Below are 22,769 nucleotides of genomic sequence, written 5' to 3'. Positions count from 1 at the left end.
GTGCGCTACGCCACGCCAAACAAGACGCCAACCCTCGGCCACTGGCTGGCGGGCGTCTGTCTGTTTTTGACCGCGTGGCTGCACGGCGTGGCGGTGCAAGCCGCAGACATTCTGTTGACCGGCGCCGAAGAAAGCCCTGGGGTGCAGGCCTTCGTCCAGGCCCTGAGCGAGCTGCGTCCCACCGACAACGTGCGCTTCCAGCCGCTGGCCAGCCTGCCGGCACCGGGCAAGTTGCCGAGCAATTTGCGGATGATTCTGCTCGATCTGCCCAGCCTCGACTGGCGCCTGCAGGAGCCCCAAGGCCCGGCGACGCTGGTGTTGCGCATCAGCCGATTGCAAGCGCGGCAACGCCTGAGTGGTGCACAACCGCCGCACTTGAGTCTGCTATGGAGCGATCCACCGCTGGGGCGGCAACTGCAACTGATTCGGCGGATTCTGCCGCAGGTGCGGCGGGTCGGCGTGCTGTTCGACCAGCACAGCGAATTCCTGCTCAAGGAGCTGCACCAGGCCGCAGCGCCGCTGAATCTGCAAATCGTCAGCCAGCGTTGGGACAACACCCAGGACAGTCGCCCATTGCAAAGCGTGCTGAGAAACAGTGATGTGTTGCTGGGCCTCGACGATCCCGATCTGTACAACCCGAAAACCGCGAAAAACCTGCTGCTCAGCAGTTACTCCCGGCAAGTGGCGCTGGTCGGGCCGAACGCTGCGTTCGTGCGGGCCGGCAGCCTCGCCAGCACTTACAGCGATCAGCCCGACTGGCTGGCGATCCTCGACCAGTTGCTGGATCGCCCGCCGGCGACGTGGCCGCGCACGCTCTACCCCGATCGTTTCAAGGTCTCAAGTAATGTGCAGGTCGCTCGTTCCCTGGGTATCGAGCCAATCGATGAAGCGTCTGTAGCCCGCCAGTTGGCTGAAGGAGAAAGCCACCCATGAATCTGCGTCGCCGCTGGGACATCAACACCCGCACGCAATTGATCAGCCTCGGCCCGGCCCTGCTGCTCACGCTGCTGCTGATCAGCTTCTTTACCTTCGTGCGGATTCAGGATCTACGTCAGGAGCTCAATCACACCGGGCAATTGATCGCCAACCAACTGGCGCCCGCCACCGAGTACGGGGTGATTTCCGGCAACAACGAAGTGCTGGAAAGCCTGCTCAAAGCGACCCTGGCGACTCCGAACGTGCGCTTTCTGGAAGTGCAGGACAGCGCCAACCGGATTCTCGCCTATGTTGAGCAAGCCGCGGACGCGCACAACCGTCCGCATCAGGTCGAGGTGTTTCAGGCCCCGGTGCGCCTGCAACGGATCGCCCTCAACAGCGATTTTTTCCACGACGCCAAAGCCAGTAATAACGTGACCAGCGAGGACTATCTGGGCCGGGTGATCGTCGGTCTGTCCAACGATGCCTTCAGTCAGCGCCAGCAGGAAATTCTGCTCAAGGCCGGGATTCTGGCGTTGTTTGCACTGCTCTTCACTTTTGTTCTGGCGCGGCGTCTGGCCGGCAGTTTGTCAGCGCCGATTCGCGATATCGGCAACGCGGTCAAGGCGATACAGCAAGGCGACTACAAGACCCCGCTGCCAATCGTCGACGACACTGAATTGGGCGCGCTGTCGCAGCACATCAACAACCTCGCCCAGGCACTGGAACAGGCCAGTCGCGAACAACATCAGGCGATGGCGCAACTGATCCAGACCCGCGAGGAAGCGGAAAAGGCCAACAACGCCAAATCCGATTTTCTGGCGATGATGAGCCACGAACTGCGCACCCCCATGAACGGTGTGCTGGGCATGTTGCAGTTGCTGGAAACCACGGACATGACCGAGGAGCAGATCGAGTACGCGGCGCTTGCTTCGGAGTCCACCGAACATCTGCTGAAGGTCATCAATGACATCCTCGACTTCTCGCGGATCGAACGCTCGGAGCTGGAGCTTGAGCACATTCCGTTCAACCTCGCCGACCTGATCGGCGCTTGCGCCCAGTCGTTCCAGCACAGCGCGGTGCAGCGTGGCCTGGACCTGAACCTGCGGATCCCCGAGGACATGCGCGACTTGCAGGTGCAGGGCGACCCGACGCGGATCCGGCAGATTCTGGTCAACCTGGTGGGCAACGCGTTGAAGTTCACCGAGCGCGGCCGGGTCAGCATCGAGGCGCAGTGGCAGTCGCTGGATCACGAACTGCTGTGGTTCACCTGTTCGGTGCGCGACAGCGGCATCGGCATCTCCCCGGAAAGTCTGGAGTTGATGTTCAACGCCTTTCAGCAGGCCGACAGTTCGATTTCCCGGCGCTATGGCGGCACCGGCCTCGGCCTGCCGATCGCCCGCACCCTGGCCGAACGCATGGGCGGGACGTTGCGCGCGCAAAGTGAAGAAGGCCTGGGCTCGGTGTTCACTCTGGAAATCCCGCTGGCCTTATATAAGCAGACGTTGCCGCAACTGGCTGCACCGCGCGCGGCCAATGGCAACGGGCATGGTGAAGGGCGCAATGTGTTGCTGGTGGAGGACAACCCGGTCAACCAGACGGTCATCGAAGCGATGCTGCGCAGCCTCGGCTTTACTGTCAGCGTCGCTACCGATGGCGCGCAAGCGGTGCGCAGCGCCGAGGGCAATGATTTCGAAGTGATTCTGATGGACTGCCGCCTGCCGATCATCGACGGTTACGAGGCGACCCGGCAGATCCGCCAACTGCCCGGACGCGGCGAGGTGCCGATCATCGCGCTGACCGCCAACGCCTTGCAGGGCGACCGTGAAACCTGCCTGTCGGCGGGCATGAACGATTACCTGGCGAAGCCGTTCAAACGCAATGACCTACAACAGATTCTGCAGCGCTGGGTGCAGTAGTGCCGGTTTTTCGACCATCTGCGACTGGCGTGAAAAGCGAAAGTGCGGCAGTCTTAGGCACCCGAACAAGCCTCAAAAGAGGCTTGAATAAAAATTTCAGTGCACAAGTGTACATTCATGTCCTTGGTGCTGTGACTTTCACCACAACGCAATAGTCTATGAGTAGGCTGCCGGTACGAGGCATGAACGCGTCGATCGGCCGGGAAGATTTGCCCCACCTGCCGCATGGGATTATTGAGGAGCTCGCATGACCAAACAAAACGCCTTTACTCGGGAAGACCTGCTGCGCTGCAGTCGCGGTGAGCTGTTCGGCCCAGGTAACGCGCAACTGCCCGCCCCGAACATGCTGATGGTGGATCGCATCACCCTGATCAGCGAAGAAGGCGGCAAGTACGGCAAAGGTGAATTGGTCGCCGAGCTGGATATCAACCCTGACCTGTGGTTCTTCGCGTGCCACTTCGAGGGCGATCCGGTGATGCCGGGCTGCCTGGGTCTGGACGCCATGTGGCAACTGGTCGGCTTCTTCCTGGGCTGGCAAGGCCTGCCGGGCCGTGGCCGTGCGCTGGGTTCGGGCGAAGTGAAATTCTTCGGCCAGGTCCTGCCGACCGCCAAGAAAGTCACCTACAACATTCATATCAAACGCGTCCTCAAGGGCAAGCTGAACCTGGCCATCGCCGACGGTTCGGTGACTGTCGACGGTCGCGAAATCTACACCGCCGAAGGCCTTCGCGTCGGCGTGTTCACCTCCACTGACAACTTCTAAGGGTTATTCGCATGCGCCGCGTCGTTATCACTGGTCTGGGCATTGTTTCGTGCCTGGGCAATGACAAAGAGACCGTCTCCGCTAACCTGCGTGCAAGCCGCCCTGGCATCCGGTTCAACCCGGAATATGCTGAAATGGGTCTGCGTAGCCAGGTTTCCGGCTCAATCGACCTCAACCTTGAAGAGCTGATCGATCGCAAGATCTATCGTTTCGTCGGCCACGCAGCGGCTTACGCCTACCTGGCCATGAAAGACGCGATCACTGACTCCGGCCTGACCGAAGAGCAAGTGTCCAACCCGCGTACCGGCCTGATCGCCGGCTCGGGCGGCGCGTCGACCCTGAACCAGATGGAAGCGCTGGACATCCTGCGCGAGAAAGGCGTAAAACGCGTTGGCCCATACCGTGTAACGCGGACCATGAGCAGCACCGTTTCCGCGTGCCTGGCCACGCCGTTCAAGATCAAGGGCCTGAACTACTCCATCGCTTCTGCCTGCGCCACCAGTGCTCACTGCATCGGTACCGCCATGGAACAGATCCAGATGGGCAAGCAGGACATCGTCTTCGCCGGTGGCGGTGAAGAAGAGCACTGGAGCCAGTCGTTCCTGTTCGACGCGATGGGCGCCCTGTCCAGCAAGCGCAACGACACCCCGGAGCAAGCCTCCCGCGCCTACGACGCCGACCGTGACGGTTTCGTCATCGCTGGCGGTGGCGGCATGGTCGTGGTTGAAGAGCTGGAACACGCTCTGGCCCGTGGTGCCAAGATCTACGCCGAAATCGTTGGCTACGGCGCAACGTCCGACGGCTACGACATGGTTGCCCCAAGTGGCGAAGGCGCGATCCGCTGCATGCAGATGGCAATGTCCACCGTCGACACCCCGATCGACTACCTGAACACCCACGGCACCTCGACTCCGGTCGGCGACGTCGCGGAAATGAAAGGTGTGCGTGAAGTGTTCGGCGACAAGGCTCCAGCGATCAGCTCGACCAAGAGCCTGTCCGGTCACTCCCTGGGCGCCGCCGGCGTTCACGAAGCGATCTACTGCATGCTGATGATGGAAGGCAACTTCATCGCCGGCTCCGCCAACATCGACGAACTGGACCCTGAAGTGGCCGATCTGCCGGTGCTGACCAAGACCCGCGAAAACGCCACCATCAACACCGTGATGAGCAACAGCTTCGGCTTCGGCGGCACTAACGCCACGCTGGTGCTGAAGCGTTGGGAAGGCAAGTAAGCCCCCGCTGCTGAGCCACACATGAAAACGCCCCGACTGGTTCGGGGCGTTTTTTTTCGTCTGCAGAAAGTCGCCAGGCACTCCGCTTTCCCTTGTGGGAGCGGGCTTGCTCGCGAAAGCGTTGGCTCAGGTATGAAGGTGGCGACTGACACTCCGCTTTCGCGAGCAAGCCCGCTCCCACAGGGGATATCAGTGCGCCTTAAAATGAAACTTCTGTCATGAAACTTCCCGCCCTGCGACCGAATGTCGCGGATTACGCGGGCTGCAGCACTGTTGCAAAAACCGCAACAATACCTTGCGCAAATCAAGCGTTTACTTAGCAAGCTAACAAATCATATAAAAGAGCCCTGCACACGCCTTGCTGCAGATAACTTGAGATTTGGAGCTAGCAGATGACTGTAAAAGTAACTGAACGCGACGATTCACACATGTCCCACGAAGGCGTAGCCGCCGGTATCCGCATCTGGGATGTGCATCAACAAGACTTGCTGGTCGGCATGTTCCACAACGAGATCGATGCCCACAACTACAAGGCCGAACTTGAACTGCAGGAACAGCAGCGGGATCTGAAATCCGCCTGAAGCAACCACAGCATTGAAAACGACAAACCCCGCCATGAGCGGGGTTTGTCGTTATTACAGCTTTATCGGTTTACCACATCAGGTCATCCGGGATCTGATAGGCCGCGTACGGATCGTCTTCGGCATTGACCTCTTCGGTCTGCACGTTGAGCTGCACGATACGTTGCGGGTCGCGCTCCTGGATCTTCAGGGCCGCTTCACGAGGGATCACTTCGTAGCCGCCGGCATGGTGCACGATCGCCAGCGAGCCGCTGCTGAGCTTGTTGCGCATCAACGTATTGACCGAGATGCGCTTGACCTTCTTGTCGTCGACGAAGTTGTAGTAGTCCTCAGTGGTCAGCTTCGGCAGACGCGAGACTTCGATCAACTGTTTGACCTGCGCGGCACGGGCCTTGGCCTCGGCTTTCTCCTGCTGCTGACGGTTCAACTCCTGGTCGCGCTTGACCTTCTCGGCCATGGCTTCCTGAGCGGCGCGCTGCTGCGAATCATCCAGCTCGGCCTGCCCTTTGTGGGCCAGACGCTGTTGCTTCTGCTTGTCTTTGCTGACCTGCTTGGCCTGCTTTTGGTTGACCAGACCTGCTTTGAGCAACTGGTCGCGAAGGGAAAGGCTCATTAATGCTTACTCACTTGGGCAACGGCTCAGCCGCAGCTGGGCAAATTCTTTTCCTGACGTTTGGCTTCACCCCACAGGGCGTCCAACTCTTCGAGGGTGCAATCTTCCATGGGACGACGGGTGTCGCGCAATGCCTGTTCGATAAAACGGAAACGTCTTTCAAACTTGGCGTTGGCGCCACGCAGCGCGGTTTCCGGATCGACCTTCAGGTGCCGGGCCAGATTGACCACGGAAAACAGCAGATCGCCGATCTCGTCGGCCACCGCTTGCGGATCGTTTTCGGACATGGCTTCGAGCACTTCATCGAGCTCTTCGCGCACTTTGTCCAGCACCGGCAACGCATCCGGCCAGTCGAAACCGACCTGCCCGGCACGCTTTTGCAACTTGGCCGAACGCGACAGTGCCGGCAGCGCGGCAGGTACATCATCGAGCAGTGACAGCTGCTCGGGCGCGGCGGATTTCTCGGCGCGTTCTTCGGCCTTGATCTCTTCCCAGCGCTGCTTGACCTGCTCTTCGCTCAGGCATGGTACGTCCAGCGGCGCATACAGATCGCCGGTGGGGAACACGTGCGGATGGCGGCGGATCAGCTTGCGGGTGATGCTGTCGATCACCCCGGCGAATTCGAAGCGCCCTTCTTCCTTGGCCAACTGGCTGTAATAAACCACCTGAAACAGCAGATCGCCCAGTTCGCCCTGCAAGTGATCGAAGTCGCCCCGCTCGATGGCGTCGGCCACTTCGTAGGCTTCTTCGAGGGTGTGCGGGACGATGGTCGCGTAGGTTTGCTTGATGTCCCACGGGCAACCGTACTGCGGGTCGCGCAGACGGTTCATCAGGTGGAGCAGGTCTTCAAGGCTGTGCATCATTTTTCTGTCTCACCACAAAACCATTGTGGGAGCGAGCCTGCTCGCGAAAGCGGTGTGTCTGCAACAACCTTGTCGGCTGACACACCCTCTTCGCGAGCAGGCTCGCTCCCACAGAAAAACGACATCACGGAGTACGGTTACGCCGCGTCTCGATGATGTTCGGCAACTGCGAAATCCGCCCCAGCAAGCGTCCCAGCGCATCCAGCCCGGGAATCTCGATGGTCAGCGACATCAGCGCGGTGTTGTCTTCCTTGTTCGAGCGGGTATTGACCGCCAGCACGTTGATCCGCTCGTTGAGCAGCACCTGCGAGACGTCCCGCAGCAGACCGGAACGGTCGTAGGCGCGGATGACGATGTCCACCGGATAGGTGAGCACCGGCACCGGGCCCCAGCTGACCTGGATGATCCGCTCCGGCTCGCGCCCGGCCAGTTGCAGCACCGAGGCGCAGTCTTGCCGGTGAATGCTCACGCCACGACCCTGAGTGATGTAGCCGACGATCGCGTCGCCCGGCAGCGGCTGGCAGCAGCCAGCCATCTGCGTCATCAGGTTGCCGACACCCTGGATCTGAATGTCGCCGCGCTTGCCCGGCTTGTAGCCGGTGGCCTTGCGCGGGATCAGCTCCAGCTGTTCGTTGCCGCGTTCCGGCTCGACCAGTTGCTGTGCGAGGTTGACCAGTTGCGCCAGACGCAAATCGCCGGCACCGAGGGCGGCGAACATGTCTTCGGCGGTTTTCATGTTGGCCTTTTCGGCCAGCTTGTCGAAATCCACCGCCGGCAGACCGAGGCGATTGAGTTCGCGCTCGATCAGGGTTTTACCGGCCGCGACGTTCTGGTCACGGGCCTGCAACTTGAACCAGTGAACGATCTTCGCCCGCGCCCGCGAGGTGGTGACGTAGCCCAGGTTCGGGTTCAGCCAGTCGCGGCTCGGCGTACCGTGCTTGCTGGTGATGATCTCGACCTGCTCACCGGTCTGCAGGCTGTAGTTGAGCGGCACGATCCGCCCGTTGATCTTCGCGCCACGGCAGTTGTGCCCGATTTCGGTGTGCACGCGGTAAGCGAAGTCCAGCGGCGTCGCGCCCTTCGGCAAGTCGATGGCATGACCGTCCGGGGTGAAGATGTAGACCCGGTCCGGTTCGATATCGACCCGCAGCTGTTCGGCCAGACCACCGATGTCGCCCAGCTCTTCGTGCCATTCGAGCACCTGCCGCAGCCAGGAGATTTTCTCTTCGTAGTGGTTCGAGCCGGATTTGACGTCGGTGCCCTTGTAGCGCCAGTGCGCGCAGACGCCGAGCTCGGCCTCTTCGTGCATCGAGTGCGTACGAATCTGCACTTCGAGAACCTTGCCTTCCGGGCCGATTACCGCGGTGTGCAACGAGCGGTAGCCGTTCTCTTTCGGGTTGGCGATATAGTCGTCGAATTCTTTCGGGATGTGCCGCCACAGGGTGTGGACGATGCCGAGCGCGGTGTAGCAGTCGCGCATTTCCGGCACCAGCACGCGCACCGCACGCACGTCGTAGATCTGGCTGAATTCCAGACCCTTGCGCTGCATTTTGCGCCAGATCGAATAGATGTGTTTGGCCCGGCCGCTGATATCGGCGTCGACGCCGGTGGCCTGCAATTCGTCCTTGAGCTGGGTCATCACATCGCTGATGAACCGCTCACGGTCCAGCCGTCGCTCGTGGAGCAGCTTGGCGATCTGTTTGTATTGATCGGGTTCCAGGTACCGGAAGGACAAGTCCTCCAGTTCCCACTTGATATGACCGATGCCGAGTCGATGCGCGAGCGGCGCATAGATGTCGAAGACTTCCCGGGCGACGCGGTTGCGCTTCTCGTCGTCAGCGGTTTTCACCGCGCGAATGGCGCAGGTACGTTCGGCCAGTTTGATCAGCGCGACACGAACGTCGTCGACCATCGCCACCAGCATCTTGCGCAGGTTTTCCACCTGGCCTTGGGTGCCCATCACCATCGACTGGCGCGGGCTGAGGCTGGCACTGATCGCCGCCATGCGCTGCACGCCGTCGATCAGTTTGGCCACGACGGGACCGAAGCGCTGGCTGACCGCCGCGAGCTCGATCTGGCCCTCGCGAACACCGCGATAAAGCACCGCCGCGACCAGCGAATCCTGATCGAGTTTGAGATCGGCGAGGATCTCGGCGATCTCCAGTCCCGTGCTGAAACTGCCGGAGCCTTCGGCCCACAGATTCTTCTTGGCATTGGACTGCTGTTCGGCCTCGCGAGCGAACTCGCAGGCTTCTTTCAAGGCTTCGCGATCCAGTGCCATGTCGACACTGACCGCGTGATCGAGCCAAGCCTCGAGATTGATACTGCCGTCAGTGTTGATCGGCTGGTGTGCTCTCACCTGTACCATGCTGCTTTACCTTCCCTACGACGCAGATTCAATGCGTCAAATCGCTGACCCTCAACGCCCGTATGCGCTCGCGGGGCTAAAGCGAGCGCCGCCCGGACAGGTCAGACGGATTCAGACGAGCCATCCTGGCTCGCTTCAAATAACGCCATGGCCTCGACATGTGCCGTCTGAGGAAACATATCGAGAATCCCGGCACGTTTTAACCGGTAGCCCTGCCTGATCAATTCGACCGTATCGCGCGCCAGAGTTGCAGGGTTGCACGATACATACACCAACCGTTTGGCACCCAGGGTCGCGAGCTTGCGCACCACCTCGAAAGCACCGTCACGCGGTGGGTCCAAGAGTACCGCAGAAAAGCCGTTTCCGATCCACTGAGCATCGGTCAAAGGCTGGGATAAATCGGCTTGAAAAAACTTTGTGTTATGCAAATTGTTGCTAGCGGCATTCGCAGCGGCGCGGTCGACCATGGTCTGCACGCCCTCCACCGCCACCACTTCGCGCACGCTTTTGGCCAGCGGCAAGGCGAAGTTGCCCAGACCGCAGAACAGGTCGAGTACCCGCTCGTCACCGGTCGGCTTCAGCCAGTCCAGCGCCTGCGCGACCATGGCCTCATTGACCCCGGCGTTGACCTGAATGAAATCCCCCGGGCGCCAGGCCAGATCCAGATCCCACTGCTCCAGGCGATAACCCAGCGACTGCGTGGCATCCACCGGTTGCGGCTCGCCGTCGCCATGCAGCCACAGTTGCGCCTGATGGAACTGGCAGAAATCCTTGAGGATCGTCAGGTCGGCTTCGGACAGTGGCGCCATGTGTCGCAACAACACCGCCAGCGATGAACCACTGAACAACTCGACATGCCCCAGCGCCTGCGGTTTGCTCAAACGACGGAGCATCTCCGGCAAACGGGTCATGATCGGTTGCAAGGGCTGTACCAGCACCGGGCATTCGTTGATGGCGACGATGTCCTGACTGCCGGCAGCGCGGAAACCGACTTCAAGCTGCTTGGCTTTCATGTCCCAGCGCACGGCGATCCGCGCGCGGCGGCGATAGCCGAATTCCGGGCCGGTCAAGGGCGCAGCCCATTCGTCAGGCGCGACCCCGGCAACCTTCGACAACTGCTCGGCGAGCATGCGCTGTTTCAGGGCAAGCTGTTCGGCGTGGGGCAAATGCTGCACGCTGCACCCGCCGCAGCGGCCGGCATGCTGACAGGCTGCCGGGCGACGCAACTCGCTGGCCTTGAACACGCGCTCGGTGCGCGCTTCAACCACTTTGCCGTGGGCGCCAAGTACCCGCGCCTCGACCTCTTCACCGGCGAGGGCGCCGAGGACGAACCAGGTTTTGCCTTCGAAAAACGCGATGCCGCGACCGTCATTGGCCAGGCGCTCGATGTTCAAGCGCTGTTTTTTGCCGGTCGGAATTTGCGCGGCCTTGCTGCCGCCGGTGGGCTGGAAGCGCAGGCCTCTCTCGTGCTTGGCCATCAGTTGGGCGCGTCGAAAATGCCGGTCGACAGATAACGGTCGCCACGGTCGCAGATGATCGCGACGATCACCGCGTTTTCAACTTCTTTGGACAGGCGCAGCATGGCTGCCACCGCACCGCCCGAGGACACGCCACAGAAGATGCCTTCTTCGCGGGCCAGACGCCGGGTGACGTCCTCGGCTTCGCTTTGCGCCATGTCGACAATACGGTCGACGCGGTCGGCCTGATAGATCTTCGGCAGGTATTCCTGCGGCCAGCGACGGATACCGGGAATGGCCGAGCCTTCCATCGGTTGCAGCCCGATGATCTGCACGCTGTCGCTCTGCTCTTTCAAGTAGCGCGAGACGCCCATGATGGTGCCGGTGGTGCCCATCGAACTGACGAAATGGGTGATGGTGCCCTGGGTCTGACGCCAGATTTCCGGGCCGGTGGTGGTGTAGTGCGCCTCCGGATTATCGCCGTTGGCGAACTGATCAAGCACTTTGCCACGGCCTTCGGCTTCCATCCGCTGGGCGAGATCGCGAGCGCCTTCCATGCCCTCTTCCTGACTGACCAGAATCAGCTCGGCACCGTAAGCGGTCATCGCCGCTTTACGTTCGGCACTGGAGTTGTCCGGCATGATCAGAATCATCTTGTAACCCTTGATCGCGGCGGCCATGGCCAGCGCAATCCCGGTGTTGCCCGAGGTCGCTTCGATCAGCGTGTCACCGGCGTGGATCTGCCCGCGCAGTTCGGCACGGGTGATCATCGACAGCGCCGGACGGTCCTTGACCGAGCCCGCCGGGTTGTTCCCTTCGAGCTTGAGCAATAGGGTGTTGCTGGTGGCACCGGGCAGGCGCTGCAAACGCACCAGCGGAGTGTTGCCGACGCAATCGGCGATGGTTGGGTACTGCAGGGTCATGGCGTATTCGCAATCCAGACGTGCGGGGGCGCCTATCATACCGGCAAACGTTCGCAGGCCATATCACGCAAAGTGCGGTGCTTATGGTTTCTGGGAATAAGCAGATGGCTCAGCCTTCCTCTTCTCCTGCGACATTCATGGCATAGAACTCGTGCAATTTGGCTTGCAGCAATTGTTTGTCTGGCAACTGCACCTGATATTCCGCGATCAGTGCCGCAGACAAACTGCGATTGAGGGCATATTCGACTACCTCGTCCTCCTTGCTGGCGCAAAGCAATACGCCGATGGCCGGATTCTCGTGAGGCTTGCGAACGCCGCGATCCAGCGCTTCAAGATAGAAATTCAGCTTGCCCAGATATTCAGGTTCAAAACGTCCGACCTTGAGCTCGATGGCGACAAGACAGTTGAGCCCACGATGGAAGAACAGCAGATCAAGGGCGAAATCACGACCGCCAACTTGTACCGGATACTTCGAGCCGACGAAGCAGAAATCGCGCCCCAACTCGATCAGAAACTCCTTCAGTCGCCCCAGCAAACCTTGGTGCAGATCGGTCTCGGCGTGTACGCCGGGCAGGTCGAGAAATTCGACCATGTAGGCGTCACGGAAGATCTCGAGTGCGGCGGGATGAGTCTGTTTGAGGACAGCAGAAGCCTTTGCGGGCTGGGTGATGCTGCGTTCGAAGAGCGCAGCCTTGAGTTGGCGTTCGAGTTCGCGCTTTGACCACTTTTCCTGAATAGCCATGCGGACGTAGAACTCGCGTTCTTCTGAACGTTTGCTTTGGCTGAGAATGATCAAATTGTGAGACCAAGACAATTGTCGCACCAGTGGTGCGACTTTTTCTTCAGCGTGATAAGTCTCGTAGAACTGGCACATGCGGAACAAGTTCGAACGGGTAAACCCACGCAGCCCTGGCTGCGTTCGAGCCAGATGTTCGGCCAGTTGCCTAACCACCGCATCGCCCCACTCAGCGCGAGCGATCTTGCGGCTGATGTAACCCCCCACCTGCCAGTACAACTCGATCAGTTGAGTATTTACTGCTTGCACGGCTTGCTGCCTGGCGTTCTGAATCAGCGCCAGTACTTCATTGAAACGGTTATCGGAGGTATTGCCGGGGATGTCAGTTGCAGTCATGACCAGTTCCTTGAGGACGAGCGGAGCCCCGAGAGTAAACGGTCAAGAACGGGTTAAAACGTCGATAAACTCCTTTAGGAAAGGTCGTACAAAAATACGAGATCCCTCCCGCACTGGCTTACAGTGGTGAAGCGAAATTCCCCATCGCGAGCAGGCTCACTCCTACAGGAGATCTGCGTTGTTCACACGTTCGGTGGCGAAACGAGTTCCAGTGTAGGAGCGAGCCTGCTCGCGATAGCATCAGTCGATGCGACATCATCGTCAGCCACCAGGCGCAAATTCAAGCGCAACCCCGCCCCACCATTCTCCGCCCACACCATCCCACCCTGACGCTGCACCGCATTCCTCGCAATGCTCAGCCCCAGCCCAAAACCGCCGTCCCCCGGGCGCGAGCCGTCGAGGCGGGTGAAGGGCGAGAAGATCCGTTGCAGATCGCCCTCGGCCACCCCGCCGCCCTGATCCTCCAGCCACAAATGCCAGTAATCGCCGTCACGCCGTCCATCGAGGCGCACGATGCCGCCCTCGGGCGAATGCCGAATGGCGTTGCGCAGAATGTTTTCCAGCGCTTGTGCCAGGGTGTTGAGATTGCCGCGCACCCAGCACGACGCGGGCACCGCGCACTGCAATTGCAGGCTCGGCCAGCCGCTTTCGTAACAGGCGTTGTCGGTGAGCATTTCCCACAGCGCCTGAATCTGGATCGCTTCGTCAGGCAGCGGCGCACGCTCGGTGTCGAGCCACGCCAGTTGCAGGGTGTCTTCGACCAGTCGTTGCATGCCGTCGACTTCACGGCCGATGCGCTCGCGCAGTTGCCGTAGATCCTGTTCGCTTTCACTGGCCACCCGCAGCCGGCTCAGCGGCGTGCGCAGTTCATGGGACAGGTCGCGCAGCAATTGCTGTTGCAAGGCGACGGTGGATTGCAGGCGTTCGGACATTGAATCGAAGGCCCGCGCCAGTTCACCGAGTTCGTCCGGGCGCTGGGTAATGCCGCTCGACAGACGCACATTCAATTGGTCGGCACGCCACGCATTGGCCTGCTTGCGTAGATTGTTCAGCGGCACCACCAGCAAGCGATACAGGCCGACACACAGCAACAGAGTGAACAGCCCCGGAATCACCCCGTTGGTGATCACCCGCCAGAACACCCGGTATTTCCCCGGCAGGAAGCGCTCGGGCAACTCGATTACCAGACTGCCGGCGGACGGATTCTGCGGAAACGGTACACGCAGCCACGGCCGGCCCTTCTTGTGGATCGGCCAGTCGAGCCCACGCAAAAAGGTCAGGTGCTGGATTTCCTGTTCATTCAGCGGATCGCTGCTCAACGACTGCAAATTGCGGTCGATCACCCCGACCCAGGCGGCTTCGCGCAGCTCCATGCTCTGCAACCAGTTATCGACCCCGTCACGCTCACCGCGCTGCCACGCCCGCTCGGCTTCGCCGGCATAGCGGCTGAGGGTGCCGCGCGCCTCGTCGGAGAGATACTGGTTGCGCTCTTCCATGTAGCGGCCCCAGGACCAGCTCAGCCAGATCATCAGCAGACAGAACGCCACCAGCAGACACGCCAGTTTCCAGAACAGCGAATGCCGCCCCGGCAGGTCAGAGATTTTCATCGGTGGCACTCAGCACATAACCCTTGCCCCACACCGTGCGCACTTCCCGTTCGGCGTAACCGATGGCCTTGAGTTTGCGGCGGATCTGGCTGATGTGCATGTCGAGGCTGCGGTCGTGGGCCGCGTAGCCGCGTTGCAGCACATGCTGATAAAGGAAGGCCTTGCTCAGCACTTCTTCGTCGTTGCGATTGAGGGTTTCCAGCAGACGGTATTCGCTGCGGGTCAGGCCGGCAGCATGCTGGTTATAGAAGACTTCGCACTGTTCGTCGTCGAAACGCAGCGCGCCGTGGATCGCAGCCGGGGCAATCGCTGCCGGACGTCGATCCAGCGCCACCCGGCGCAGGATCGCTTCGATCCGCACATGCAGCTCGGCCATGCTGAACGGCTTGGGCAGGTAATCATCGGCGCCCAGGCGAAAACCGCTGATGCGATCGGCCTCGGCGCCCAGCGCCGACATCAGCAGCACCGGCGTCGAATGGCTCTGGCGCAACTGCGTCAGCACCTTCAGGCCGTCGAGCCCCGGCAGCAGAATGTCCATCAGCACCACGTCGAACGGCTGGTGACGCGCAATGTTCAGCCCTTCCTGACCGTTCTGGCACCAGGTCACCGCAAAGCCGCTGCGGCCCAGATGCTCGTGAACATAGGCGCCCAGCACCGGGTCGTCCTCAATGGCGAGAATGCGTGGCAGGTCGGTGGAAACAGGAGTCATGAGTATCTGCTAATAATTCTCAGTTGGCCGATTATTCAAGATTGCCCGCCATCGGGCAACCCAAGCTTGACCGGCCGGACAAACGCGCCAAGCCGCGCCGACCAATGGCGACATGATTTTTCCGAAGATTGCCTGCCTGCAAATCGCTACACTGCGCCAATGTCGCGTGCCGGACGCACGTGCGAGTCAACAGTTCAGCGGGATGCAGGAGATGGGTGTGCTCAAGAAACTGGGAATCAAAGGTCGCGTGTTGTTGCTGACCCTGTTGCCCACCAGCCTGATGGCGTTGGTGCTCGGTGGCTATTTCACCTGGATGCAACAGTCCGATTTGCAGACCCAATTGATGCAGCGCGGTGAAATGATCGCCGAACAACTGGCGCCGCTGGTGGCGCCCGCCATGGGCCATGGCAACACCGATCTGCTCGAACGCATCGCCACCCAGTCCCTCGAACAACCCGACGTGCGCGCCGTCACCTTCCTCGCCCCCGACCGCACACCGCTGGCGCACGCCGGCCCGACCATGCTCAATCAGGCGCCCAGCGGTGACAGTGCACAACTGCAACGGCGCAGCGGCAATGACGCCACCCGTTACCTGATGCCGGTGTTCGGCAAGCATCGCAACCTCGCTGGTGATCTGATCCCCGAAGAATCCGACCGTCTGCTCGGCTGGGTCGAACTGGAGCTGTCGCACAACGGCATGCTGCTGCGCGGTTATCGCAGCCTGTTTGCCAGCCTGCTGTTGATTGCCGCCGGTCTGGCGGGCGCGGCCCTGCTCGCGTTGCGCATGGGCCGCACCATCAACCGCCCGCTGAGCCAGATCAAACAGGCAGTTGCCCAGCTCAAGGACGGTCATCTGGAAACCCGCCTGCCACCGCTCGGCAGTCAGGAACTGGACGAGCTCGCCTCGGGCATCAACCGCATGGCCGGCACCTTGCAGAACGCTCGCGAAGAACTGCAGCACAGCGTCGATCAGGCCACCGAAGACGTGCGGCAGAATCTGGAAACCATCGAGATCCAGAACATCGAACTGGACCTGGCGCGCAAAGAAGCACTGGAGGCGAGCCGGATCAAATCCGAGTTCCTCGCCAACATGAGCCATGAGATCCGCACGCCGCTCAACGGCATTCTCGGTTTCACGCATCTGTTGCAGAAAAGCGAACTGACCCCGCGCCAGCTCGACTATCTGGGCACCATCGAAAAGTCCGCCGACAGCCTGCTGGGGATCATCAACGAGATTCTCGATTTCTCGAAGATCGAGGCCGGCAAACTGGTGCTCGACCACATCCCGTTCAACCTGCGCGATCTGCTGCAGGACACCCTGACCATCCTGGCCCCGGCCGCCCACGCCAAGCAATTGGAGCTGGTGAGTCTGGTCTATCGCGATACGCCGCTGTCACTGGTCGGCGACCCGCTGCGCCTCAAGCAGATCCTCACCAACCTGGTCAGCAACGCGATCAAATTCACCCGCGAAGGCACCATCGTCGCCCGCGCCATGCTTGAAGAAGAACACGAAGACAGCGTGCAGTTGCGCATCAGCATTCAGGACACCGGCATCGGCCTGTCGAGTCAGGACGTGCGCGCGTTGTTCCAGGCATTCAGTCAGGCCGACAACTCGCTGTCGCGCCAACCCGGCGGTACCGGTCTGGGTCTGGTGATCTCCAAGCGTCTGATCGAACAGATGGGTGGCGAAATCGGCGTCGACAGCACCCCGGGCGAAGGCTCGGAATTCTGGATCAGCCTGAGCCTGCCGAAAACCCGCGACGACAGCGAAGACCTGCCGGGCCCGCCACTGCTCGGGCGTCGCGTGGCGGTGCTGGAAAATCACGAACTGGCACGTCAGGCGCTGCAGCATCAACTGGAAGACTGCGGCCTCGACGTCACGCCGTTCAATACGCTGGAGAGCCTGACCAACGGCGTCACTGGCGCACACCAGACCGATCAGGCGATCGACCTTGCGGTGCTCGGCATCACCAGCAACGATATGCTCCCGGAGCGCCTGAACCAGCACATCTGGGATCTCGAACACCTCGGTTGCAAAGTGCTGGTGCTGTGCCCGACCACCGAACAGACGCTGTTCCATCTCTCGGTGCCCAACCCGCACAGCCAGCTGCAAGCCAAACCAGCCTGCACGCGCAAACTGCGTCGAGCGTTGGCCGATCTGGCCAATCCACGCCAGCCGCGTAACGAGCCGGGTGAGCCGCTGTCGAGCCGTGCACCGAAAGTGCTGTGCGTCGACGACAACCCGGCCAACCTGTTGCTGGTGCAGACCCTGCTCGAAGACATGGGCGCCAAGGTTCTGGCCGTGGAAAGCGGCTACGCAGCAGTCAAAGCGGTGCAGAGCGAGTCCTTCGATCTGGTGCTGATGGATGTACAGATGCCGGGCATGGACGGACGCCAGACCACCGAAACCATTCGCCAGTGGGAAAGCGAACGGCATAGCACACCGCTGCCGATCGTCGCCCTCACCGCCCACGCCATGGCCAACGAAAAACGCGCCTTGCTGCAAAGCGGCATGGATGACTATCTGACCAAGCCGATCAGCGAGCGGCAACTGGCGCAAGTGGTGCTGAAGTGGACCGGTCTGGCCTTGCGCAATCAAGGAACGGAACGGGCCAGCGACAGCGCGGCGGGTGGCAATGAGTTGCCGGTGCTCGACCACGAAGAAGGCTTGCGTCTGGCCGCCGGCAAGGCCGATCTGGCAGCCGACATGCTGGCCATGTTGCTCGCCTCGCTGGAGGCTGACCGCGAAGCCATTCGTGCCGCCAGTGAAGCCCGCGATCAGAACGCACTGATCGAGCGCGTGCATCGCCTGCACGGTGCGACCCGATATTGTGGCGTGCCGCAGTTACGCGCGGCCTGTCAGCGCAGTGAAACCCTGCTCAAACAGGGCGATCCGAAGGCAGTGGTGGCGCTGGAAGAACTGGAGCGGGCGATCAATCGACTCGCGACGCAAGCCAGGATCAGCGCCTGATCCACGGCAATGCCGGCAGCGGCATCCGCCGTTAAAGTGGTGGCCGTCAACGCTGACTCGCCACCCCGTTCCAGGAGGAATTCATGCGCACGCTCGTTTTCAGCAGCCAGACCTACGACCGCGACAGTTTCCTCGGCGCCGCCTGCCCGGCCGGGATAGAACTGCACTTTCAACCGGCCCGGCTCAGTCTCGACACCGCCGCCCTGGCCGAGCAGCATGAGGTGGTCTGCGCCTTCATCAATGACGATCTCAGTGCGCCGGTGCTGGAGCGCCTCGCCGCCGGTGGCACACAGCTGATCGCCCTGCGCTCGGCGGGCTACAACCATGTCGATCTGCTCGCGGCAAAACGCCTCGGGCTGGCCGTGGTGCGGGTACCTGCCTACTCGCCACATGCGGTGGCCGAACACGCGGTGGCGCTGATTCTGGCACTCAACCGACGCCTGCACCGCGCCTACAACCGCACCCGCGAAGGCGATTTCACGCTGCACGGCCTGACGGGTTTCGATCTGGTGGGCAAGACCGTGGGGATTGTCGGCACCGGGCAGATCGGCGCGACGTTCGCGAAAATCATGCACGGTTTCGGTTGCCAATTGCTGGCCTACGACCCGTACCCAAACCCTGAGGTCGTGGCGCTGGGCGCACGTTACCTGAGTCTGCCGGAGCTGCTCGCGCAGTCACGAATCATCAGCCTGCACTGCCCACTCAACGCCCAGAGCAAACACTTGATCAACCGCGAGTCACTGGCACACCTGCAACCGGGGGCGATGTTGATCAACACCGGACGCGGCGGCCTGGTCGACACGCCGGCGCTGATCGACGCCTTGAAGGACGGCCAACTGGGCTATCTGGGACTGGATGTGTATGAAGAAGAGGCGCAGCTGTTTTTCGAGGATCGCAGCGACTTGCCGTTGCAGGACGACGTATTGGCGCGGCTGCTGACCTTCCCGAACGTGATCATCACCGCCCATCAGGCGTTTCTGACCCATGAGGCGCTGGGCGCGATTGCCGCGACCACCCTGCACAACATCGCGACCTGGGCCGCAGGCGCGCCGCAGAACCAGGTCGAAGGTTGAAGGCTTGCCGGTTTACTTCGGCGACAGCGACGAGGCCAGGATCAGCAACGCCAGCCAGCCAAAACCGAAAAAGCGCTGCTTCATCGAATGACCGTTACGCAGCAGGAACCAGACGAAGACTATCGGTAGCAGGAACACCATGATCTTCAACCAGCCTTCCACCGGCCGCGAACCGTCGGCGTTGGGCTGAAGTTGAGGTGCGGGTTCCCGTTGCCGACGGCGACGACCGACCGCCGCCGGTGAAACGCGCGGCGCGGGCTCAGGGGCTGCTGGCGGGATAAACGCCTCGGGCACGGATTTGTTGCGCGGCAGGCTGCCAAATGAAATCGTCGCGGCGGCGGCTTGCGCCGGTGTGTGCTCGTGCTGCTGCGCCATCGGAGCACCACAATGAATGCACGCCTTTGCTTCCGAGCTGATGCTCCGCTTGCATTCATAACATTCGATCAGCGCCATGTTCCGTTCCCTCAGAGTGAAGGGCGGCAGTTTGCCATGAGCGCCGGACGATTTGAACCGGATCGAAGGTCGCACGTGTACGCCATCCTGCAATCCAGCCCGTGCTAGCATGTCGCGCAGATTTGGAGGACCCATGGTCGAACACGATTTCCGCTACACCCTGATGAACCCGCAACACACCCTCACCGAATGCCGCGCCCTCGTACCGGGCCGCTATCAGGTCACCGGCAACGGTGGCTCGATCCGCAACGGTGACGTCCTGTTGGTCACCCTCAAAGGCAGCAAGGATTTGTCCATGCGCCTGACCGTCGACACCGTGCGCCACCTGATCAATCCGCCGGGCCAATGGACCGCGATGACCACCGGCCCGGTATTCGGCGAACTGGCGATCCACACCTGGCAGGTCAACTGCGACAGCTGCGCCAAAGAGCTGAACTTCGAGTTCGCGGTGGACGCCAAGCTGGGCAAGACCGCCGAGAAACCGGCCGCCACGGCGCGCATCGCCGAGCTGGGCTGGAAAGCCGTCGGCGACAAGCACCTGTGCCCGAAATGCCAGGAGCCTGCGTGATGAAACGCCTTGCCCTGCCGCTGCTGGTCGGTGCCGCTCTGGTGGGCTGCGCCGCAGAGCCTGTGCAATTGCAGCAGAACCGCAGCTACATTCTGGAGTGGATCGGCGAGCGGCCATTGATGGATTACAGCCATCTGACCGTGACCCTTGGTGACGATGGCCGCGCATATGGCAACGGCGGTTGCAACCACTGGTTCGCGCCGTACACCCTCGACGGCGACAAGCTGAGCTTCGGCCCGATCGGCAAGACCCGCAAACTCTGCGCGCCGGCGCTGATGGAGCAGGAACAACGCTTCCTGCAGGCGCTGCAAGGCGTTGAGCGCTGGGACATCTCGCCGATCGAGCAGATGCGCTTCTGGCCGGCGCAAGGCAAGCCGTTGCGTTGGTGGCTGGAAGAGGGCTGATCGTTCAGCCGTAGAAAAGATCGCAGCCTGCGGCAGCTCCTACAGGTGTACACATGACCTTGTAGGAGCTGCCGCAGGCTGCGATCTTTTTTCTGAACGCCAGTTACTGTGGCGAGGGAGCTTGCTCCCGCTCGGCTGCGCAGCAGTCGCACAACCGTTAACCGCGCGTTGCCGGAGACACCGAGTCAGCAGGGTTTGGGGCCGCTTCGCGCCCCAGCGAGAGCAAGCTCCCTCGCCACAAAAGCCCATTCAACTCACTTTGTCGCCTGCAACGCCTCAAGCTTGGCCATCACCCCCGCCGCCGTCTGCTCGCCCATCAACTGCTCACGCACCTTTCCCTTGTTGTCGATGATGTAAGTCACCGGCAAGGCCTCACTGCGCGGCAGGTCGAACAGGTCGGCCGGATCCTGCGCCAGCACGGTGAACTTGATGCCCAGCTTCTCGCTGGCGCTCTTCAGGTCTTCACCCTGGACGTTGTCGAAGTTGACCCCGAACACGCCGATGTTCTTGCTCTTGAGTTCGTCCGCCAAATGATTGAGCTCCGGAATTTCCGTGCGGCACGGGCCACACCATTCGGCCCAGTAATTGATGACTACCCATTGTTTGTCCAGACGCTCGGACGCGACCTTCTGACCATTCTGGTCAATGCCGTAGTCATTGCCGCAGCCCCCCAGCATCAACGCCCCGATTATCGTCAATGCCGCTGCCAATCGCCGTGTCATGTCATGTTCCCTGGTCAAAAATTGAAGGCGCCTGCGACCCATCGCCTCTGAAGGTTCTGGATTGCGCGCTGCACAGTTAGAATAGCCGCCACTTTACGCCAGAAGCGACCCGCCATGACCGATCTGACGCTTTATCACAATCCGCGCTGCTCGAAATCCCGCGGCGCGCTCGAACTACTTGAGGCCCGTGGCCTGACCCCGAACGTGGTGCGTTACCTCGAAACCCCGCTGAATGCAGTGCAAATCAAGGCACTGCTCGGCAAGCTCGGGATCAGCGCGCGTCAGTTGCTGCGCAGCGGAGAAGATGAATACAAAATGCTTCAGCTGGCTGACGAAAGCCTCAGCGAAGCGCAATTGATCGACGCCATCGCCCAGCATCCAAAACTGATGGAACGACCGATTCTCGAAGTCGGCGACAAGGCTGTGATCGGTCGTCCGCCGGAAAATGTGCTGGAGCTGCTGCCGTGAGCGCGCCGTACATTCTGGTTCTGTATTACAGCCGCAACGGCTCGACCAACGAGATGGCCCGGCAGATCGCCCGCGGTGTCGAACAGGCCGGTCTCGAAGCGCGCCTGCGTACCGTACCGGCGATTTCCAGCGAGTGTGAGGCGGTCGCCCCGGACATCCCGGAAGACGGTGCGCTCTACGCCACCCTCGATGACCTGAAGAACTGCGCCGGCCTCGCCCTTGGCAGCCCGACGCGTTTCGGCAACATGGCCGCACCGCTCAAGTACTTCCTCGACGGCACCAGCAACCTGTGGCTGACCGGCGCGCTGGTTGGCAAACCGGCCGGCGTGTTCACCTCCACCGCCAGCCTGCACGGCGGTCAGGAAACCACCCTGCTGTCGATGATGCTGCCGCTGTTGCACCACGGCATGCTGATCACCGGCCTGCCGTACAGCGAGTCGGCGCTGCTGGAAACCCAGGGCGGCGGTACGCCGTATGGCGCCAGTCATCATGCCGGGGCCGATGGCAAGAAAGGTCTGGATCAACACGAAATGGCGCTGTGTCGCGCACTCGGCGCACGCCTGGCCAAGACCGCGCAAAAACTGGAGGGCTGAGGGTGGCGAAGAAGCCGAAAGTCCTGCCCTCCGTCGAGTGGCTCGAACCCCGCGTCAAGGCGATGCGGATTGTCAGCCTGTTGTGCTTCTTCGGCCTCGCCGGGCTGCTCGCCGCTTACTACCTGGTGTTCGCCGACCTGCACGGCGCCCGACCTTGGGTGATCCTGCTGGTCGAGCTGATCCCGTGGCTGATCCTCGCGCCGGGGATGCTGATGGGCAACGCGCGTGCGCACTCGTGGATGTGCTTTGTGGTGAATCTGTATTTCATCAAGGGCGCATTGGCAGCGTATGACCCGAACCGGCAACTGTTTGGCGTGCTGGAGATGGCCGCGAGCCTGGCGCTGTTCTGCTCCGCGCTGCTGTATGTGCGGTGGCGGTATCAGTTGAATCGCAAGCTGGCGGGTGAAGGCGAGATCAGCGTCGCCTGATCTGACG

The 22,769-nt window shown here is 61.4% G+C and carries 22 protein-coding genes; 12 read left to right on the top strand and 10 right to left on the bottom strand.

What is annotated here, in order from left to right:
* From ACM6I7_RS24495 to ACM6I7_RS24475, 5 genes are all read left to right on the top strand, one after another.
* Nucleotides 1–933, top strand: coding sequence for an ABC transporter substrate-binding protein (locus ACM6I7_RS24495; RefSeq protein ID WP_414889433.1), 933 nt, complete (start codon nucleotides 1–3; stop codon nucleotides 931–933).
* On the top strand, nucleotides 930–2,834 hold the full coding sequence (locus ACM6I7_RS24490) for a response regulator (RefSeq protein WP_414889432.1): 1,905 nt from the start codon (nucleotides 930–932) through the stop codon (nucleotides 2,832–2,834). Before ACM6I7_RS24495 ends, ACM6I7_RS24490 begins: the two co-directional genes overlap by 4 nt.
* Nucleotides 2,835–3,081: 247 nt before the next feature.
* On the top strand, nucleotides 3,082–3,597 hold the full coding sequence (fabA, locus tag ACM6I7_RS24485) for a 3-hydroxyacyl-[acyl-carrier-protein] dehydratase FabA (RefSeq protein ID WP_003227150.1): 516 nt from the start codon (nucleotides 3,082–3,084) through the stop codon (nucleotides 3,595–3,597).
* A gap of 11 nt (nucleotides 3,598–3,608) precedes the next feature.
* A complete protein-coding gene (gene fabB / locus ACM6I7_RS24480; RefSeq protein ID WP_007968959.1) occupies nucleotides 3,609–4,829 on the top strand; it encodes a beta-ketoacyl-ACP synthase I in 1,221 nt (406 codons plus the stop codon).
* 392 nt (nucleotides 4,830–5,221) lie between these two features.
* Complete coding sequence (locus ACM6I7_RS24475) at nucleotides 5,222–5,410, top strand: hypothetical protein (RefSeq protein WP_095137166.1); 189 nt, start codon at nucleotides 5,222–5,224, stop codon at nucleotides 5,408–5,410.
* 70 nt (nucleotides 5,411–5,480) lie between these two features.
* Here the strand turns inward: ACM6I7_RS24475 and ACM6I7_RS24470 are convergent, their stop codons facing one another.
* The 8 genes from ACM6I7_RS24470 to ACM6I7_RS24435 all read right to left on the bottom strand — a co-directional run bounded on the left by ACM6I7_RS24470 (nucleotide 5,481) and on the right by ACM6I7_RS24435 (nucleotide 15,082).
* Nucleotides 5,481–6,023, bottom strand: a complete 543-nt coding sequence (locus ACM6I7_RS24470; RefSeq protein ID WP_007968960.1) for a DUF2058 domain-containing protein — start codon at nucleotides 6,021–6,023, stop codon at nucleotides 5,481–5,483.
* Between the two features lie 26 nt (nucleotides 6,024–6,049).
* Nucleotides 6,050–6,883, bottom strand: a complete 834-nt coding sequence (gene mazG / locus ACM6I7_RS24465; RefSeq protein WP_414889528.1) for a nucleoside triphosphate pyrophosphohydrolase — start codon at nucleotides 6,881–6,883, stop codon at nucleotides 6,050–6,052.
* 127 nt (nucleotides 6,884–7,010) lie between these two features.
* Nucleotides 7,011–9,254 carry a GTP diphosphokinase gene (gene relA / locus ACM6I7_RS24460; RefSeq protein WP_027612305.1) on the bottom strand — a complete coding sequence of 748 codons (2,244 nt, stop codon included), beginning with the start codon at nucleotides 9,252–9,254 and terminating at the stop codon, nucleotides 7,011–7,013.
* 101 nt (nucleotides 9,255–9,355) lie between these two features.
* Nucleotides 9,356–10,732 (bottom strand): 23S rRNA (uracil(1939)-C(5))-methyltransferase RlmD, encoded by a 1,377-nt coding sequence (gene rlmD / locus ACM6I7_RS24455; protein ID WP_414889430.1) that lies wholly within the window; start codon nucleotides 10,730–10,732, stop codon nucleotides 9,356–9,358.
* Nucleotides 10,732–11,634 carry a cysteine synthase CysM gene (cysM, locus tag ACM6I7_RS24450; RefSeq protein ID WP_027612303.1) on the bottom strand — a complete coding sequence of 301 codons (903 nt, stop codon included), beginning with the start codon at nucleotides 11,632–11,634 and terminating at the stop codon, nucleotides 10,732–10,734. Before cysM ends, rlmD begins: the two co-directional genes overlap by 1 nt.
* A 109-nt stretch (nucleotides 11,635–11,743) precedes the next feature.
* Nucleotides 11,744–12,766, bottom strand: a complete 1,023-nt coding sequence (locus ACM6I7_RS24445) for a PDDEXK nuclease domain-containing protein (protein WP_414889429.1) — start codon at nucleotides 12,764–12,766, stop codon at nucleotides 11,744–11,746.
* Between the two features lie 182 nt (nucleotides 12,767–12,948).
* Complete coding sequence (locus ACM6I7_RS24440; protein WP_414889428.1) at nucleotides 12,949–14,373, bottom strand: histidine kinase sensor domain-containing protein; 1,425 nt, start codon at nucleotides 14,371–14,373, stop codon at nucleotides 12,949–12,951.
* Complete coding sequence (locus ACM6I7_RS24435; protein ID WP_414889427.1) at nucleotides 14,360–15,082, bottom strand: response regulator transcription factor; 723 nt, start codon at nucleotides 15,080–15,082, stop codon at nucleotides 14,360–14,362. The genes ACM6I7_RS24440 and ACM6I7_RS24435 overlap by 14 nt, the downstream gene beginning before the upstream one ends.
* A 217-nt stretch (nucleotides 15,083–15,299) precedes the next feature.
* Here ACM6I7_RS24435 and ACM6I7_RS24430 point away from each other — a divergent pair, with 217 nt between their 5' ends.
* Both ACM6I7_RS24430 and ACM6I7_RS24425 read left to right on the top strand, forming a co-directional pair.
* A complete protein-coding gene (locus ACM6I7_RS24430) occupies nucleotides 15,300–18,053 on the top strand; it encodes a response regulator (RefSeq protein ID WP_027612300.1) in 2,754 nt (917 codons plus the stop codon).
* 83 nt (nucleotides 18,054–18,136) lie between these two features.
* A complete protein-coding gene (locus tag ACM6I7_RS24425) occupies nucleotides 18,137–19,126 on the top strand; it encodes a 2-hydroxyacid dehydrogenase (RefSeq protein ID WP_027612299.1) in 990 nt (329 codons plus the stop codon).
* 12 nt (nucleotides 19,127–19,138) lie between these two features.
* Here ACM6I7_RS24425 and ACM6I7_RS24420 read toward each other — a convergent pair whose 3' ends face one another.
* On the bottom strand, nucleotides 19,139–19,579 hold the full coding sequence (locus ACM6I7_RS24420) for a hypothetical protein (protein ID WP_027612298.1): 441 nt from the start codon (nucleotides 19,577–19,579) through the stop codon (nucleotides 19,139–19,141).
* 133 nt (nucleotides 19,580–19,712) lie between these two features.
* On the opposite strand from ACM6I7_RS24420, the gene ACM6I7_RS24415 reads away from it, so the two are divergent.
* Both ACM6I7_RS24415 and ACM6I7_RS24410 read left to right on the top strand, forming a co-directional pair.
* Nucleotides 19,713–20,147 (top strand): hypothetical protein, encoded by a 435-nt coding sequence (locus ACM6I7_RS24415; protein ID WP_025112952.1) that lies wholly within the window; start codon nucleotides 19,713–19,715, stop codon nucleotides 20,145–20,147.
* The gene (locus ACM6I7_RS24410; protein WP_047599708.1) at nucleotides 20,147–20,551 is read left to right on the top strand and encodes an META domain-containing protein; all 405 of its coding nucleotides are present in this window, start codon (nucleotides 20,147–20,149) and stop codon (nucleotides 20,549–20,551) included. Before ACM6I7_RS24415 ends, ACM6I7_RS24410 begins: the two co-directional genes overlap by 1 nt.
* 254 nt (nucleotides 20,552–20,805) lie before the next feature.
* On the opposite strand, the gene ACM6I7_RS24405 is transcribed toward ACM6I7_RS24410, so the two are convergent.
* Nucleotides 20,806–21,273 (bottom strand): TlpA disulfide reductase family protein, encoded by a 468-nt coding sequence (locus ACM6I7_RS24405; RefSeq protein WP_096796797.1) that lies wholly within the window; start codon nucleotides 21,271–21,273, stop codon nucleotides 20,806–20,808.
* A 114-nt stretch (nucleotides 21,274–21,387) separates the two neighbouring features.
* Between ACM6I7_RS24405 and arsC the strand changes: the two genes are divergently transcribed.
* Genes arsC through ACM6I7_RS24390 form a run of 3 tightly spaced genes read left to right on the top strand, consistent with a single transcriptional unit; the run spans nucleotide 21,388 to nucleotide 22,762 of the window.
* Nucleotides 21,388–21,741 carry an arsenate reductase (glutaredoxin) gene (arsC, locus tag ACM6I7_RS24400; RefSeq protein WP_096796798.1) on the top strand — a complete coding sequence of 118 codons (354 nt, stop codon included), beginning with the start codon at nucleotides 21,388–21,390 and terminating at the stop codon, nucleotides 21,739–21,741.
* On the top strand, nucleotides 21,738–22,334 hold the full coding sequence (gene wrbA, locus ACM6I7_RS24395) for an NAD(P)H:quinone oxidoreductase (protein WP_115989123.1): 597 nt from the start codon (nucleotides 21,738–21,740) through the stop codon (nucleotides 22,332–22,334). The genes arsC and wrbA overlap by 4 nt, the downstream gene beginning before the upstream one ends.
* A gap of 2 nt (nucleotides 22,335–22,336) precedes the next feature.
* The gene (locus tag ACM6I7_RS24390) at nucleotides 22,337–22,762 is read left to right on the top strand and encodes a DUF2069 domain-containing protein (protein WP_135296356.1); all 426 of its coding nucleotides are present in this window, start codon (nucleotides 22,337–22,339) and stop codon (nucleotides 22,760–22,762) included.
* Nucleotides 22,763–22,769: the final 7 nt, after the last annotated feature.

The sequence above is a fragment of the Pseudomonas sp. IT-93MI4 genome (genome assembly GCF_949767635.1).
GTDB lineage: Bacteria > Pseudomonadota > Gammaproteobacteria > Pseudomonadales > Pseudomonadaceae > Aquipseudomonas > Aquipseudomonas putida_A.
Note: the sequence above shows the minus strand (reverse complement) of the source record. Positions and strands in the feature narration are given on the sequence as shown.

Excerpts from the sequence above, each read along its gene's own strand:
- ACM6I7_RS24470 (WP_007968960.1), bottom strand. The coding sequence starts at position 6,023 with ATGAGCCTTTCCCTTCGCGACCAGTTGCTCAAAGCAGGTCTGGTCAAC.
- fabA (WP_003227150.1), top strand. The coding sequence starts at position 3,082 with ATGACCAAACAAAACGCCTTTACTCGGGAAGACCTGCTGCGCTGCAGT.
- ACM6I7_RS24435 (WP_414889427.1), bottom strand. The coding sequence starts at position 15,082 with ATGACTCCTGTTTCCACCGACCTGCCACGCATTCTCGCCATTGAGGAC.
- relA (WP_027612305.1), bottom strand. The coding sequence starts at position 9,254 with ATGGTACAGGTGAGAGCACACCAGCCGATCAACACTGACGGCAGTATC.
- ACM6I7_RS24445 (WP_414889429.1), bottom strand. The coding sequence starts at position 12,766 with ATGACTGCAACTGACATCCCCGGCAATACCTCCGATAACCGTTTCAAT.
- ACM6I7_RS24405 (WP_096796797.1), bottom strand. The coding sequence starts at position 21,273 with ATGACACGGCGATTGGCAGCGGCATTGACGATAATCGGGGCGTTGATG.
- ACM6I7_RS24410 (WP_047599708.1), top strand. The coding sequence starts at position 20,147 with ATGAAACGCCTTGCCCTGCCGCTGCTGGTCGGTGCCGCTCTGGTGGGC.
- mazG (WP_414889528.1), bottom strand. The coding sequence starts at position 6,883 with ATGCACAGCCTTGAAGACCTGCTCCACCTGATGAACCGTCTGCGCGAC.
- ACM6I7_RS24475 (WP_095137166.1), top strand. The coding sequence starts at position 5,222 with ATGACTGTAAAAGTAACTGAACGCGACGATTCACACATGTCCCACGAA.
- fabB (WP_007968959.1), top strand. The coding sequence starts at position 3,609 with ATGCGCCGCGTCGTTATCACTGGTCTGGGCATTGTTTCGTGCCTGGGC.
- ACM6I7_RS24425 (WP_027612299.1), top strand. The coding sequence starts at position 18,137 with ATGCGCACGCTCGTTTTCAGCAGCCAGACCTACGACCGCGACAGTTTC.
- rlmD (WP_414889430.1), bottom strand. The coding sequence starts at position 10,732 with ATGGCCAAGCACGAGAGAGGCCTGCGCTTCCAGCCCACCGGCGGCAGC.
- ACM6I7_RS24490 (WP_414889432.1), top strand. The coding sequence starts at position 930 with ATGAATCTGCGTCGCCGCTGGGACATCAACACCCGCACGCAATTGATC.
- ACM6I7_RS24440 (WP_414889428.1), bottom strand. The coding sequence starts at position 14,373 with ATGAAAATCTCTGACCTGCCGGGGCGGCATTCGCTGTTCTGGAAACTG.
- cysM (WP_027612303.1), bottom strand. The coding sequence starts at position 11,634 with ATGACCCTGCAGTACCCAACCATCGCCGATTGCGTCGGCAACACTCCG.
- arsC (WP_096796798.1), top strand. The coding sequence starts at position 21,388 with ATGACCGATCTGACGCTTTATCACAATCCGCGCTGCTCGAAATCCCGC.
- ACM6I7_RS24415 (WP_025112952.1), top strand. The coding sequence starts at position 19,713 with ATGGTCGAACACGATTTCCGCTACACCCTGATGAACCCGCAACACACC.
- ACM6I7_RS24420 (WP_027612298.1), bottom strand. The coding sequence starts at position 19,579 with ATGGCGCTGATCGAATGTTATGAATGCAAGCGGAGCATCAGCTCGGAA.